Source organism: Caulobacter sp. GW822-FHT07D08 (assembly GCF_058798735.1).
Genome location: NZ_JBXAKU010000003.1, coordinates 204,755 through 218,349 on the forward strand (window position 1 = coordinate 204,755; position 13,595 = coordinate 218,349).

Annotated in this window: 11 protein-coding genes and 2 pseudogenes; 11 read left to right on the forward strand and 2 right to left on the reverse strand. The window is 68.6% G+C overall.

The features are described from left to right. The first annotated feature begins 139 nt into the window (after positions 1 to 139). From AC1RJ9_RS07575 to AC1RJ9_RS07590, 4 genes are all read left to right on the forward strand, one after another. Positions 140 to 2,479 carry a TonB-dependent receptor gene (locus tag AC1RJ9_RS07575; RefSeq protein ID WP_492837802.1) on the forward strand — a complete coding sequence of 780 codons (2,340 nt, stop codon included), beginning with the start codon at positions 140 to 142 and terminating at the stop codon, positions 2,477 to 2,479. A gap of 187 nt (positions 2,480 to 2,666) precedes the next feature. Next, complete coding sequence (locus AC1RJ9_RS07580) at positions 2,667 to 3,350, forward strand: Fe2+-dependent dioxygenase (RefSeq protein WP_492837801.1); 684 nt, start codon at positions 2,667 to 2,669, stop codon at positions 3,348 to 3,350. A gap of 99 nt (positions 3,351 to 3,449) precedes the next feature. Continuing rightward, complete coding sequence (locus tag AC1RJ9_RS07585; protein WP_492837800.1) at positions 3,450 to 6,158, forward strand: PAS domain-containing hybrid sensor histidine kinase/response regulator; 2,709 nt, start codon at positions 3,450 to 3,452, stop codon at positions 6,156 to 6,158. Between the two features lie 85 nt (positions 6,159 to 6,243). After that, a complete protein-coding gene (locus AC1RJ9_RS07590) occupies positions 6,244 to 7,884 on the forward strand; it encodes an MFS transporter (RefSeq protein WP_492837799.1) in 1,641 nt (546 codons plus the stop codon). Here the strand turns inward: AC1RJ9_RS07590 and AC1RJ9_RS07595 are convergent. Together AC1RJ9_RS07595 and AC1RJ9_RS07600 are read right to left on the reverse strand one after the other, a co-directional pair. Next, positions 7,881 to 8,774 carry an NAD(P)-dependent oxidoreductase gene (locus AC1RJ9_RS07595; protein WP_492837797.1) on the reverse strand — a complete coding sequence of 298 codons (894 nt, stop codon included), beginning with the start codon at positions 8,772 to 8,774 and terminating at the stop codon, positions 7,881 to 7,883. The two genes, AC1RJ9_RS07590 and AC1RJ9_RS07595, sit on opposite strands and share 4 nt — an antisense overlap. 14 nt (positions 8,775 to 8,788) lie before the next feature. After that, positions 8,789 to 9,103, reverse strand: coding sequence for an MliC family protein (locus AC1RJ9_RS07600; RefSeq protein ID WP_492837796.1), 315 nt, complete (start codon positions 9,101 to 9,103; stop codon positions 8,789 to 8,791). A gap of 201 nt (positions 9,104 to 9,304) precedes the next feature. Here AC1RJ9_RS07600 and AC1RJ9_RS07605 point away from each other — a divergent pair, with 201 nt between their 5' ends. From AC1RJ9_RS07605 to AC1RJ9_RS07635, 7 genes and pseudogenes are all read left to right on the forward strand, one after another. Next, on the forward strand, positions 9,305 to 9,835 hold the full coding sequence (locus tag AC1RJ9_RS07605; RefSeq protein ID WP_492837794.1) for a (2Fe-2S)-binding protein: 531 nt from the start codon (positions 9,305 to 9,307) through the stop codon (positions 9,833 to 9,835). After that, positions 9,832 to 12,017 (forward strand): annotated as a pseudogene (locus tag AC1RJ9_RS07610) (xanthine dehydrogenase family protein molybdopterin-binding subunit). Before AC1RJ9_RS07605 ends, AC1RJ9_RS07610 begins: the two are co-directional and overlap by 4 nt. 62 nt (positions 12,018 to 12,079) lie before the next feature. Beyond that, a pseudogene (locus tag AC1RJ9_RS07615) lies at positions 12,080 to 12,259 on the forward strand (LuxR C-terminal-related transcriptional regulator); the annotation flags it as partial. Positions 12,260 to 12,383: 124 nt separating this feature from the next. Then, positions 12,384 to 12,686: a hypothetical protein gene (locus AC1RJ9_RS07620; protein WP_492837813.1), complete on the forward strand. Its 303-nt coding sequence runs from the start codon at positions 12,384 to 12,386 to the stop codon at positions 12,684 to 12,686. Further along, the gene (locus AC1RJ9_RS07625; protein ID WP_255414587.1) at positions 12,683 to 12,817 is read left to right on the forward strand and encodes a hypothetical protein; all 135 of its coding nucleotides are present in this window, start codon (positions 12,683 to 12,685) and stop codon (positions 12,815 to 12,817) included. Before AC1RJ9_RS07620 ends, AC1RJ9_RS07625 begins: the two co-directional genes overlap by 4 nt. A 147-nt stretch (positions 12,818 to 12,964) precedes the next feature. Then, positions 12,965 to 13,393, forward strand: coding sequence for a hypothetical protein (locus tag AC1RJ9_RS07630; protein WP_492837793.1), 429 nt, complete (start codon positions 12,965 to 12,967; stop codon positions 13,391 to 13,393). Continuing rightward, complete coding sequence (locus AC1RJ9_RS07635; protein ID WP_492837792.1) at positions 13,371 to 13,595, forward strand: hypothetical protein; 225 nt, start codon at positions 13,371 to 13,373, stop codon at positions 13,593 to 13,595. Before AC1RJ9_RS07630 ends, AC1RJ9_RS07635 begins: the two co-directional genes overlap by 23 nt.

Below are 13,595 nucleotides of genomic sequence, written 5' to 3' on the forward strand. Positions count from 1 at the left end.
CGGTCAAGCCGCCCGGCATCCGCCACATTCACCGCGACTGAGAACGATTATCATTGCGACTGCATCGCAGGATCGCTAAGAACGCCTCGCAATTTCAGGAGGGGCTCTCACGGCGAGTCCTCGGGGAATAGGGACGATCATGCGTAATTTGAACTCCGCCGGCGTTGTCAGCCGGCCTCGTCGCGCCCTGGGCGCGGCCGCCGTCGCCGGCTTGGCGGGCCTCGGCTGGGCCCACGCCGCCGCTGCTGGCGAGGGGGCCGCCGCCATCGCGACCGCGCCGGCTGTCGCCGCGCCAACGGCTGACGAAGACAGGACCGAGGTCTCGACCGTCAAGATCGACGCTCGCCGCGTCGCCGACCCCTCGTCGAGCAAGTTCACCGCGCCGCTGGTCGACACCCCCAAGTCGGTGACGGTCATCCCGTCGCGGATCATCGAGCAGACCGCCGCCACCTCGCTGCAGGACATCCTGCGCACCTCGCCGGGCATCACTTTCGGCGCCGGCGAAGGCGGCCAGCCGCTGGCCGACCGTCCGTTCATCCGGGGCTCCAGTTCGGCCAACAACATCTTCGTCGACGGCGTCCGCGACAGCGGCGGCCAGGCCCGCGAGATCTTCAACCTCGAGCAGGTCGAGGTCGTGAAAGGTCCGGACAGCGCCTATAGTGGCCGTGGCTCGGGCGGCGGCAGCATCAACCTGTCGTCCAAAACCCCCAAGGCCGACACCTTCGCACGCGGTTCGGTCGGCGTCGGCACCGACGCCTATGTCCGCGCCACGGCCGACCTGAACTACGCGATCAACGACAGCGTCGCGGTGCGCCTGAACGTGCTGGGCACGCAAGGAAACACCCCTGGCCGCAAGGCCGTCGATTTCGACCGTTGGGGCGTCGCGCCCTCGCTGGCCATCGGCCTGAACGGCGACACCCAGATCACCGTCGCCTACTACCACCTCGACACCAACCAGACGCCCGACTACGGCATCCCGTTGATGACCAAGACGACCGAGCCGCGTACGGCCTCGGGCATCCTCAACGTCGACCGTCGCAGCTTCTACGGCATCAAGAGCCGCGACTTCCAGAAGACCAGGTCGGACATCGCCACCTTCGCCATCGACCACAAGATCGATGACGACCTGAACGTCCGGCAGGTGGTTCGCTACTCCAAGAGCGTGAACGACTATCTGGTCACCAACCCCGGCGACGGCGGCGCGGCCCAGTTCGTCCAGGGCCAGTGGTGGATGAAGCGGGGGACCAAGAGCCGCTGGAACCCGACCGAGACGGTCGCCGCGGTCACCGACCTGCACGGCAAGAAGGTCTTCGCCGGCCTGGAACACAGCTTCGATGTCGGCATCGAGTTGAGCCGCGAGGAAAACCGCAACGCCGCCTACCTGCCTTACGGTACGACGACCTCGGCCTGCCCGACCGGCTTCGTGATCGCCGCGACGGCCCTGACCAGCGTCGGCGGCGGGGACTGCACGCTCGTCTACAAGCCCAACGCCAACGACGTCTGGGTCGGCACGCTGAACAAGGGGCCGCTCACGCGCAACCTGACCAAGACGGCCGCGATCTACGGCTTCGACACCATCAAGCTCGGCGACAAGGTCCTGCTGAACCTGGGCCTGCGCCACGACAGCTACGAGAGCCGTGGCGTCGACGCGTCCTCGACCAGCGCCAACGGCGTCGTCACCTCCGTGACCTACACGCCGCGCGGCGGCTCGTGGGACTTCACCAACTACCAGGTCGGCCTGGTCTACAAGCCGACGACCAGTTCCAGCCTGTATGTCTCGTACGGCACCTCCTCGACGCCTCCGGGCATTTCGGGCGGCGACCAGAACAGCAACACCTCGACCGGCACGGGCAACCTGGCCACGGTGCAGCTGGAGCCGGAAGACAGCGAAAGCTTCGAACTGGGCGCCAAGGCCAATGTGTTCCACGACACGCTGGCCCTGTCGGCGGCGGCCTTCAAGACCACCCGCAAGAACGCCCAGATCCTGATCGACGCCAACACCTACGCCCAGGTCGGCGAGGTCGAGGTGAAGGGCTTCGAACTCGGCTTCTCGGGCAACGTCACCCCCAAGTGGCAGGTGTTCGGCGGCTATACCTACATGGACAGCGAGCTGGTCCGCGGCGCCTATACCAGCGTCAACCAGGGCGACCCGCTGGCCAATACGCCCAAGCATACCTTCTCGACCTTCACGACGTACAAGATCACCCGCCAGATCGCCCTGGGCGGCGGCGCCTACTACGTGTCGACCAGCTTCGGCGGCAACCAGGGCGGGGCCGGCGGCGGTACGAACCGCATCTATGCGCCGTCCTACACGCGCTACGACGCCTTCGCCTCGTGGAGCATCAACCCGAAGGTCGACCTGCAGCTGAACATCCAGAACTTGACGGATGAACGCTACATCGCCCGCACCAATGGCGTGCACCACGCCGATCCGGCGCCGGGCCGCCAGGCGATCCTGACCGTCAACGTGAAGTACTAGGTCTCCCCTGAACAGCGTGACGGCGTCACGGGCTCAGAGCCCCCCCGGGAGGAAAGGTTTGAAACCTTGCCTCCGCGCCCCGTCCGGCCCCTCCATGGCCGGGCGGGGCGATTTGGTTTCGGTCTGATCCGGATCAAACAAGACGCGGCGCGGCGTGCTAGGAACGAGTCGCAACAAGGACGTCCCCATGATGCTGCAGATTCCCGAGGTGCTGACCAAGGCCCAGGTCGCCGAGTGCCGGGCGATCCTGGACGCGGGTCCGTGGGTGGACGGCAATCTGACCTCGGGCTTCCAGGCCGCGCGGGCCAAGACCAATGAGCAGCTGCCGCAGGACTGCGAGGCCGCCCTCCGGGTCGGCGAGGCGATCCTCCAGGCGCTGGAGGCCAATCCGTTGTTCGTCTCGGCCGCCCTGCCGCAGTTCATCCTGCCGCCGATGTTCAACCGCTACGGCGAGGGCATGGGCTTCAGGGATCATGTCGACAACGCCATCCGTCGCGACCCGGTCAGCGGCCGGCGCCTGCGCACCGACCTGTCGGCCACCCTCTTCCTGGAGGAGCCGGAGAACTACGACGGCGGCGAGCTGGTCGTGAACGACCTCTATGGCGATCACGTCGTCAAGCTCTCGGCCGGGGACATGATCCTCTATCCCAGTTCCAGCCTGCACCATGTCACCGCGGTGACGCGCGGTAGGCGCACAGCCAGCTTCTTCTGGATCCAGAGCCTGGTCCGCGACGACGCCAAGCGCACGATGCTGCTGGAGATGGACGTCGCGATCCAGCGCCTGGCCCGCAAGGTCGAGGCCGACGACGAGGGCGTCCTGTCGCTTACCGGCGTCTATCACAACCTGTTGCGCCAATGGGCCGAGGTGTGAAAGTCGATTGAAATAGCGTGTTCGCGGAACGCGGGTCCTTCTTGCGAACCATAAGTTTACGGTTGCGTCCCACGATCCGCCCAACTTGGCGGAGACCTGATGTCCCAGGGACGAGATAACGAAGGGGTCGCGGACGCGCCATCGCCGTTTGGCGAGGCCGAGGCCGCGCGTTGGCTGTTCGAGAACGCCAGCGATCTCTTCGCCGTGGTCTCGCCCGAGGGCCGCTTCGTCAGCGTCAACGGCGCTTGGACCGCGCTAACGGGCTGGACCCCCGAGGAGCTGATCGGTCAGCCCACTCTGAAGTTCGCCCATCCCGACAGCCAGGCCGAGCTGATCGAGAGCGGCTCTCGCCTGCGCGCGACCGGCGAGGCGATCAACGAACTGAAGATCCGCTGCAAGGACGGCCGTACGATCTGGGTGCAGGGCCGTTCGCGGTTGGGTCCGAACGGTGAGCTGATCGGACTGATGCACGACATTTCGGCCGAGGTGGCGGTCCGGGCCGGACTGGAGTCGGCGCGCCGCACGCATCAGATCCTCGCCGAGGAGGCCGGCGTCGGGATCTGGAGCTACGAGCCCGAGGGCGAGCGCATCGACTGGTCGCCCGACGTGCTGGCGCTGCTGGGCCTATCGCCGGCCGACGTGGCCACGGCGGATCTGTTTCTGGCCCGCCTGCCCGACAACCAGCGCGAGACGGTGCGCGAGGCCTTCGGCCACGCCACCCGCACCGGCGAAGGCGGCGCGATCGAGTTCCGCCTGCGCGGCGACGACGGCCGGTGGGAGACCTTCCGCAGCACCTATCGGGCCGCCGACCGGCGTGGCGCGCTGTTCGCCCTGAAGGGCATCACCCAGAACATCACCGACGTGGCGCGCAGCCGCGACAAGGCCATCTGGAGCGAGCGCCGGGCCCGCCGCCTGGTCGAGGACGCTCCGTTCGCGGTCGCCGTCTACGACCTGGACATGCGCCTGCGGCTGGTCAGCCCACGCTTCCTGGAGATCTTCCGGTCGACCGAGGCCCAGGTCATCGGCAAGACCCTGACGGAGCTGACCAACAGCGGGCGCGGCCGCTTCGTGGCCGGGGTCGCCCGGGCCCTGTCCGGCGAGGTGGTCTCCCGACGCGAGGATCGCTTGTTCGACGCCGAGGGCGTGGAGCGCGCTTTCCGGTGGGAGGCCCGGCCTTGGCTGGACGCGGCCGGCGAGATCGTCGGCGTCATCACCTATATGGACGACATCACCGCCCTGACGGCGGCGCGGCGCGAGGCGCGGATCAACGCCCGCCGCCTGAAGGTCGCCCTGGGCGCGGCGCGGGCCGGCGTCTACGAGATCGACCATGAGGCCGAGAGCTTTTGGGGCTCGCCGGAGTTCCACCGCATCATGGGGCGCCGGGTCGTCTATGACGATGTTCGCGAGGCCATCTTGCCGATGGTCCACCCCGAGGATCGCGCCCACGTCTACAAGGCCGCCGCCGAGTGGTGGCGCGACGATCTCGGCGGAACCCAGGAATATGACGTGCGCGTGCTGTCGCCTGACGGCGAGACGCGCTGGGTGCGGATCTTCCACGACGTGCGCCGCGACGCCCGCGGCATCGCCCGCAAGGCGGTAGGCCTCGTCCTCGACATCGACGAGAAGAAGAAGGCCGAGCTGGCCCTGGTGGCCGCCGAGCGCGCCGCCCAGGCCGCCAACGAGGCCAAGGCCCAGTTCCTGGCCAATATGAGCCACGAGATCCGCACGCCGATGAACGGGGTGCTGGGGGTCATGCACGTGCTTCGCCGCGAGCTGCCGGCCGGTGACAGCGCCGACCTTTTGGCGGAGGCCCTGGCCGCTGGCCAAATGCTGTCGACCCTGCTGGACGACGTGATCGACATCTCGCGCATCGAGGCCGGACGCCTGGATCTGAACCGGGAGCCGGTTGATCCGCGCGAGCTGGCCCGGGGCGTGGCTCGTCTGCTGGCTGGCCAGGCCTCGCACAAGGGCTTGCGGCTGGAGCTCGATCTCGCCGACGACCTGGGCTGGATCGAGACCGACCCGACCCGCGTCCGCCAGGCCCTGTTCAACCTGATCGGCAACGCGGTGAAGTTCACCCTGAAGGGCTCGGTGACCGTCCGGGCCCGCAAGGCCATGACGGCGGAGGGCCAGCGCCTGGTCTTCGATGTGATCGACACTGGCATCGGCGTGCCGCTGGAGGCGCAAGGCAGCCTGTTCGAGCGCTTCCAGCAGGCCGACGCCAGCACGACCCGCCGCTTCGGCGGCTCGGGTCTCGGTCTGGCCATCACCCGCAAGCTGGCCCAGATGCTGGGCGGCGAGGTGTCGTTCCGCTCGACGCCGGGCGAGGGTTCGACCTTCACCCTGACCATCGCCGCCCCGCCGGCCGTCGCGCCCGCCGCCATCGAGGCGGCGGCCGACGACCTGCTGGCGGGCCTCAAGGTATTGGTGGTCGAGGACAACCCGACCAACCAATTGGTCGCTTGCCGGATCCTCGAGCAGTTGGGCGCCCGGGTCAGCGTCGCCGACGACGGCGCGGCGGGCGTCGAGGCCGCGCGCATCGGCGCCTTCGACCTGATCCTGATGGACGTCCAGATGCCGGGCATGGACGGCTTGGAAGCCGCCCGCCGCATCCGGGCCCTGCCGGGGGCCGCGGCGCGCGCGCCGATCATCGCCCTGACCGCCAATGTCATGGCCCACCAGCGGGCCTCTTACCGCGCCGCCGGCATGGACGGGGTCGCCGCCAAGCCGATCGCGCCCGCCGCTCTTGTCGCTGAGATCCTCCGCCTGTCCCAGGCCGGCGACGACAGCCGGGGCGCGGTCGCCTAACCTCCGCTTCCGAAGCTCTTTCCCCGCCCCCTTTTCCCTGGGCCCTGAACCACGCTAAGCAGGGTCAAAATACGGGGGAACAGAGATGGCCGAAGCCGATCAGGGACGCGCCTCGATGCGCACGGTGGTGGCGGCCTCGTCGGCCGGCACGGCCTTCGAATGGTACGACTTCTTCATCTTCGGCAGCCTGACCCAGGTCATTTCCAAGACCTTCTTCGCGGGCCTCAACGACACGGCCGGCTATATCGCGGCGCTGGCCCTGTTCGGCGTCGGCTTCGCTTTCCGGCCGCTGGGCGCCCTGGTGTTCGGCAAGATCGGCGATCAGGCCGGCCGCAAGGGCGCGTTCCTGGCCACCGTGCTGCTGATGGGCGGCGCGACCTTCGCCATCGCCTTCCTGCCGACCTATCAGCAGGCCGGCATCATCTCGCCGATCCTGCTGATCCTGATGCGTTGCGTGCAGGGCTTCGCCCTGGGCGGCGAATACGGCGGGGCGGCGATCTATGTCGCCGAGCACTCGCCGCCGAACCAGCGCGGCTGGTCGACCTCGTGGGTGCAGACCTCGGCCGCCTTCGGCCTGTTCGGGGCCTTGCTGGTGATCATGGGCGCGCGCGCGGCCGTCGGCGTGGAAGCCTTCGACGCCTGGGGCTGGCGAATCCCCTTCGCGGTCTCGATTGGCCTCCTGGGCGTGTCGGTCTGGATGCGCATGAAGCTGACCGAGAGCCCCGCCTTCGCCGCCATGAAGGAAGAAGGCCAGGCCTCCAAGGCGCCCTATGCCGAGGCGTTCGGCCAGTGGAAGAACCTGAAGCTCGTCATCCTGGCCTTCCTGTCGATGATGTGCGCGCAGGGGGCGGTCTGGTACACCAGCTTCTTCTACGTCCAGACCTTCATGGAGAAGTTCCTGAAGGTCGACGCCGCGACGATCAATGGCGTGATGATGACCGCCACGGCGATCAGCGCGGTGTTCTACGTCGTCTTCGGCTGGCTGTCGGACCGGATCGGCCGCAAGCCGGTGATGCTGGGCGGCATGACCCTGGCCCTGCTGTTCTATTTCCCCGGCTTCCACCTGCTGGAAAAGGCCGCCAACCCGGCCCTGGCCGAAGCTTCGGCGAAGTCCCCCGTCGTGGTCGTGGCCGATCCCAAGGACTGTTCGCTGCAGTTCGATCCGGTCGGCAAGACCGCCTTCGTCAGCTCGTGCGACATCATCAAGAGCGCTCTGGCCAATGCGGGCGTCTCCTACGCCAACCAGAAGGCCCCCGCTGGCTCCGTGGCGGTGATGAAGATCGGCGGCGCCGAGATCGCCTCCAGGAGCGCCAAGGGCCTGCCCAAGGCCGAGGTGAAGGCGGTGAAGACCGGCGTCGAAACCCAGATCAAGGCCGCCCTGGCCGAGGCCGGCTATCCGGCCAAGGCCGATCCGGCGCGAATGAACAAGCCGCTGATGCTGGGCGTGCTGTTCGTCTTCGTGCTCGGGGCGACGGCCCTGTTCGGCCCGCTGGCGGCCTGCCTGGTCGAGCTGTTCCCGACGCGGGTGCGTTACACGGCCCTGTCGCTGCCCTATCACATCGGCACGGGCTGGGTGGGCGGCTTCGTGCCGTTCTTCGCCTTCGCCATCGTCACGGCGGTCGGCAACATCTATGCCGGCCTCTGGTATCCGATCGCCTTCACCCTGATCAGCGTGCTGACCACGGCCTTTCTGCTGCCGGAGACGAGGGGACGGTCGCTGGACTAGGCGGTCGCCGCCGGCAGCACCTCGACCGTGACGCCGGCCTGGGTCAAGGCATGGACCAGGGCCGGGTCGATGGCGTGGGTGATCAGCCGCACGATCTGGCGACCTTCGCGCGCCAGCTGCACCAGGTGATCGGCGTCGGCCTGCGACGGGTCGAGCCGTTCGACGTCGCGACGGGCCATCTTCACGACCTCCGGCTCGGCGTCGCCATCCAGGACCAGCACGTCTGCCGCGCCGAGGGCCCGGCTGGCGCGTAGCGTCAGCAGATCGGCGGGACCCTTGCCGGCGATGAAGCGCACCACGCCCTTGCGGGCCGTGCCCTTGGCGAGGGCCTCGCGGAACAGCTGGCCGGCCTTTTCCATATCGCCGTCGCGGGCGGCCTGGGCGGCTTCGCCCAGCACCGCGTCGCGCAGGAAGGCCCGGCGCTCGTGCAGGGCCGGCAGGGCGCCGCGCACCTCGCTCTGGAACTTCCGCAGCAGGGCGGCGACACGACCCATGCCCTCGGGCACCTGGGCCTCTATGTTGTTGCGCAGCATGGTGGCCAGCACCGGGGCCGAGCCGCCGGTGCCGACCGCCGCCACCACCTCGCCGCGGTCGATCACGGCGGGGGTGTTGAAGTCGCAGAGTTCGGGCCGGTCGACGACATTGACCAGCACCCGCGCCGCCCGCGCCGCGCTGGCGGCGGCCTGGACGAACACCTCGTCCTGGCTGGCGACGAAGGCCAGGATCGCGCCGGTGTAGGACCCGGGGAGATAGGCCTCATGGCCGTCCAGGCGGATCACCGTGGCGGGCGAGCCCTCGAACAGGCGGGCCTTGGCGTCGGCGGCGTCGCCCGAACCGGCGATCACCACCTTGCGGCCGGCCAGGGGGAAATAGGCGGGGAAGGAATCCAACGGGAACCTCGGAACTATTGCGAGCGGCAATCGGCGTAAGGACCGCCGGGGAAGCCCTTGAGCATGGCGTCCGCGCCCTTGCTCCACAGCTCGGCTTCGCCGGCCGCGTAGCGCGCGCCGGACGCCGAGCGGGCCAGCTTCAGCGTCTTGGTCGCGCCGCCGGCGGTGACCACCACCGTCTTGCCGTGCAAGGCGTAGGCGCTGGTGAACCGCTTGCCGGCCTTGCAGCTGTAGCGGATCGGCGCGTCCGTGGAGTCCATCGGAGCCACGGTGGCGCAGCCGGCCAGGGTGACGGCCAGGACGGCGAAGGAAACGAGGACGCGGCGCAAGACGGAGATCTCCACACGGGTGCGGCCAAAGCATAGCGGGTTTCGAAGACGGCGCCCGCCCGCCTTCGCATCCGCGGAAGCGTTTTTACAATGCCGCGCGTTTCCCTGCCCGCCCCCCTGGCGAAATCCCCTGGTCAAGCCCGGAGTGAACGGTGTTAGGTTTCGATATCGGCGAGACCTTATCGTTGGAGACGAAGACGCATGGCCGTGACGCTCGATATCAATGGCAAGCCGACCGCGATCCAGGCCGCGCCGGAGACACCGCTGCTGTGGGTCCTGCGCGACGAACTGGGCATGACCGGCACCAAGTTCGGCTGCGGCGTGGCCCAGTGCGGCGCCTGCACGGTGCACCTGGACGGCCAGCCGATCCGCTCCTGCGTGACGCCGATCGCGGCGGTCGGAACAGCCAAGATCACCACCATCGAGGGCCTGGGCGGCCAGCATCCGGTGCAGCAGGCCTGGGTGCGCCACGACGTGCCGCAGTGCGGCTACTGCCAGTCGGGGCAGATCATGTCGGCCTGCGCTCTGCTGGCCCAGAAGCCCAAGCCCTCCGACGAGGACATCGACAACGCCATGGCCGGGAATATCTGCCGCTGCGGCGCCTATCAGCGCATCCGCGCGGCGATCAAGGACGCGGCCGACTTCGGCCCGCCGCAGGGTGACAAGCACGCCGACATCGACGAGGCCATCGTGGCCGCCTCGGGCGCGACCAATCGCGGAGCTGGCCGATGAACGCGCCCGTCAGTCCCAAGGACCTCGCCCAGGCCCGGCCCAGCCGCCGCGACGTGGTCGTGGCCTCCGCCCTGGTCGGCGGAACGCTGCTGGTCGGCTGCTCGCCGGCCGACATCATGAGCGCCGGCTCCAAAGTCGAGGTCGGGGCCTTCGGGCCTTTCATCAAGATCGCGCCCGATGGCGTGGTGACGGTGATCTCCAAGCACATCGAGTTCGGCCAGGGCAATCACGCCGGTCTCGCGGCCATCGTCGCCGAAGAGCTGGACGCCGACTGGACCAAGGTCCAGGTCGAGCAGGCCCCGGCCAACGCCAAGCTCTACGCCAACGGCGCCCTGGGCGCGCAGCTGACCGGCGGTTCGTCGGCGATCGCCAACTCGTGGGACCAGCTGCGCAAGGCCGGCGCCGGCGCACGGGCCATGTTCGTCCAGGCCGCCGCCAACAGGTGGAACGTCGCGGTCGGCGAGATCACGGTCAAGGACAGCGTCCTCACCCACACCTCGGGCAAGACCGCCGGGTTCGGCGAGCTGCTGGCCGACGCGGCCAAGGTTCCCCCGCCGACCGACGTCAAGCTGAAGGATCCCAAGACCTTCACCCTGATCGGCACCGACCGGGTGCGCCGCAAGGACGCCCAGATCAAGAGCGACGGCACGGCCCGCTACACCCAGGACGTCCGCCTGCCCGACATGCTGACGGCGGTGGTCGCCCACGGCCCGCGCTTCGGCGCCAAGGTGAAGAGCTTGGACGCCGTCGACGCCAAGAAAGTGCCGGGCGTGGTCGACGTCTTCGAGATCCCGACCGGCGTGGCGGTGGTGGCCCAGACCACCTACGCCGCCCGCATGGGCCGCGAGGCGCTGAAGCTCGAGTGGGACGAGGACAAGGCCGAGAAGCGCGGTTCGGCGGCGATCGCCCAGCTTTTCCATGACGTCGCCGCCGGCAAGAACACCGAGACCAAGTGGGAAGCCTTCGATCAGCGCGGCGACGCCACGACGCTCGCGTCCGCCAAGGGCGAGAAGGTGTTCGAGACCACCTACGAATTCCCGTATCTGGCCCACGCGACCATGGAGCCGATGAACTGCGTCGCGGCCGTGGACGGCAGCAAGGTCAAGCTGACCTTCGGCTCGCAGGGCCAGACCCTGGACCAACTGGCCGCCGCCAAGATCGTCGGCTGCCTGCCGGGCTCGGTCGAGATCGAGACCCTGTTCGCCGGCGGCTCGTTCGGCCGGCGCGCCAACTTCCAGTCCACTACGTGGCCGAGTGCGTCCACATCGCCAAGAAGGTCGGCAAGGGCCGGCCGGTGAAGCTGGTCTGGACCCGCGAGGACGACATGCGGGCCGGCTATTTCCGGCCGCTGACCATCCACGCCGTCAAGGTTCAGCTGGACAAGGACGGCTATCCAGCGGCCTGGCGCCATCGGATCGTCAGCCAGTCGATCATGAAGGGCTCGCCGATGGGCGGCAAAGGCCCCGACCAGACGGCGATCGAGGGCACGGCCGGCTCGCCGTACCTGAAGGCCACCCCGATCGTCGACGCCCAGGTGGCGCTGCCCGATGTCGGGGTGCCGGTGCTGTGGTGGCGCTCGGTGGGCGCGACCCACACCGCTTTCGTCATGGAGCACACGATCGACCAGCTGGCCGCCAAGGCTGGCAAGGACCCGATCGAGTACCGCCGGGCCCTCTACACCAAGGCCGGGGCCGACCGGCACCTGGCGGCCCTGAACCTGGCGGTCGAGAAGGCCTCGACCCCCACGGTCGGCTGGACGCGCGGCGTCGCCGTGCACGAGAGCTTCGGTTCGGTCGTCGCCCAGGTGGCCGAGGTCAAGCTCGAGGACGGCGTCCCGCGCGTCGGCCGCGTGGTGACCGCCATCGACTGCGGCGTCGCCATCTCGCCCGACCAGATCGCGGCGCAGATGGAGGGCGGGACCTGCTACGGCCTCTCGGCGGTGCTGTTCGGCGAGGTGACCCTGACCGACGGCCAGGTCGACCAGACCAATTTCGACCGCTATCGCGTGCTGCGCATCAACGAAGCGCCGATGGTCGAGACCAACATCGTGCCGTCCGGTAATCCGCCCAGCGGAGTCGGCGAGCCTGGCACGCCGGTGATCGGTCCGGCTGTGGCCAACGCCCTGTTCGCCCTGAACAAGACGGCGACCACCCGCCTGCCGTTCGTGCGCTCGGAAACCTGATCCACTGCAATTACCCGTTTCGCTCGCTAGACGGGAACAATTGGGCCGCCCATCCTAGGCGCATGGTTCAGGGCGTCAGTACCGCGTTCGAAAAGCTTACCCCGCGCGAGCGGGAAATCCTGCGGTTGGTCGCGGGCCATCTCCAGTCCAAGGAGATCGCCCGCGCGCTGGGCCTGTCGCCCAAGACCGTCGAGATGCACGTGCTCAGCGCCCGCCGCCGCCTGTCGGGCCTGAGCCGCCGCGACGCCGCCCTGGCCTTCGTGGCCTGGGAGGGCGGCGACCCCGGCAATGACTACCGTAAGCAGCCAGACGGTCTGGCAGCGCTTGCCGGCCTGCCGCCTTCTGAGCGAGAGGCAGGGAGCGGCGATGCACGACCAAGACCTGAGTTTTCTAACCCCTCGACACGCGGCGAACACGACCGGCTTCGTGGCCAGCTGGGTGTCGCTGGAGGCGTGCCTGACCTTGCTGGCGGTCACGCCGGAGCGAGGCGCCCTGGTGCCGGAGACGGTGTCGGCGCTGCGCAAGGCCCAGGCGACTGGCGAGCCGTCTTCGCGGACCTTGTTGAGGGTCCTGGCGGCGACGGCGTTCCTGACGGACGACCGGCCGCTCGGCGGGCCAATGGGCGGGCCAATGGGCGGGCCAATGGGCGGGATTGGCGCCATGAGTTGACCAACGTCCAATGGCTCGGCCTGATCCTCGTGGTGACTGCCGTGACCGCGGTGCTGCTGGCGGTGACCACCATCGGGCTGCACCAGTTCATCAAGGCGGTCGAACGGATCATGGCGCCGCACTACAGCTAGGCGCCTGTCCGGTCGTCTCTCCGAAATCCCAGCGTCTCCAACGCGCGGCCGGCGCCGCGCGACAGGATTTCCTTTGCATGAAACGGTCTAGCGCCAGATCATCGGCCCTCCGCGACCACGGGGTGTGGTGCTCTTCGGGATCAGCGTTTGTTCGAATATCTCGCGTCAGTCACCTACGTCCTCATGTGGGCGATCTGCGGCGTGGCCTTCTGGCTGGGCGACCGACCGCTCAAGGCGACGGCGGCGGTCAGCATCTTCTTCTGGAGCATCACGCCGCTGGTCAGCCACTGGTGGCAGGGCTGGAACCTGCCGACGATCGTCGTCGACCTGAACGCCACGCTTGCCTTGACCTGGATCTCGCTGCGGTGGCGGCGATTGTGGAGCACCGTGATGGTCGCTCTGAGCTTCCTGCAGGTGTTGACGCCGTTTGTCGCCTACCCGGCGCATTTCCACCGGTTCTACTGGCAGAGCGCTTACAATGTGCTGGGCTACCTGCTCCTCGCGGTCATGGTCGTCGCCACCGTGCTGACCGTGCGCGCCCGGGGACGGGCCGATGAGGGAGCAGTTCGATCCTGACCTCGACGCGATCGCCGACGCCGAGGACACCGCCGAGTTCAAGCGCAACCTGGTCGGCGTCAATGCCGACCATCGCCGGATCCTGCGGGTGCTGCTGCCCAGGTTGGCCGCCCTGCAGGAGCGCGGCGACTGCGCGGCCGCCCTGCGGCTGATCGCGGAGATCAAGCGCATCGTCATCGGCGAGGAGGAGCCGCTGCACTGA

Bases quoted from the DNA above. Each gene is read 5' to 3' on its own strand.
- AC1RJ9_RS07575 (WP_492837802.1), top strand. From the start codon at position 140: ATGCGTAATTTGAACTCCGCCGGCGTTGTCAGCCGGCCTCGTCGCGCC.
- AC1RJ9_RS07580 (WP_492837801.1), top strand. From the start codon at position 2,667: ATGATGCTGCAGATTCCCGAGGTGCTGACCAAGGCCCAGGTCGCCGAG.
- AC1RJ9_RS07585 (WP_492837800.1), top strand. From the start codon at position 3,450: ATGTCCCAGGGACGAGATAACGAAGGGGTCGCGGACGCGCCATCGCCG.
- AC1RJ9_RS07590 (WP_492837799.1), top strand. From the start codon at position 6,244: ATGGCCGAAGCCGATCAGGGACGCGCCTCGATGCGCACGGTGGTGGCG.
- AC1RJ9_RS07605 (WP_492837794.1), top strand. From the start codon at position 9,305: ATGGCCGTGACGCTCGATATCAATGGCAAGCCGACCGCGATCCAGGCC.
- AC1RJ9_RS07620 (WP_492837813.1), top strand. From the start codon at position 12,384: ATGCACGACCAAGACCTGAGTTTTCTAACCCCTCGACACGCGGCGAAC.
- AC1RJ9_RS07635 (WP_492837792.1), top strand. From the start codon at position 13,371: ATGAGGGAGCAGTTCGATCCTGACCTCGACGCGATCGCCGACGCCGAG.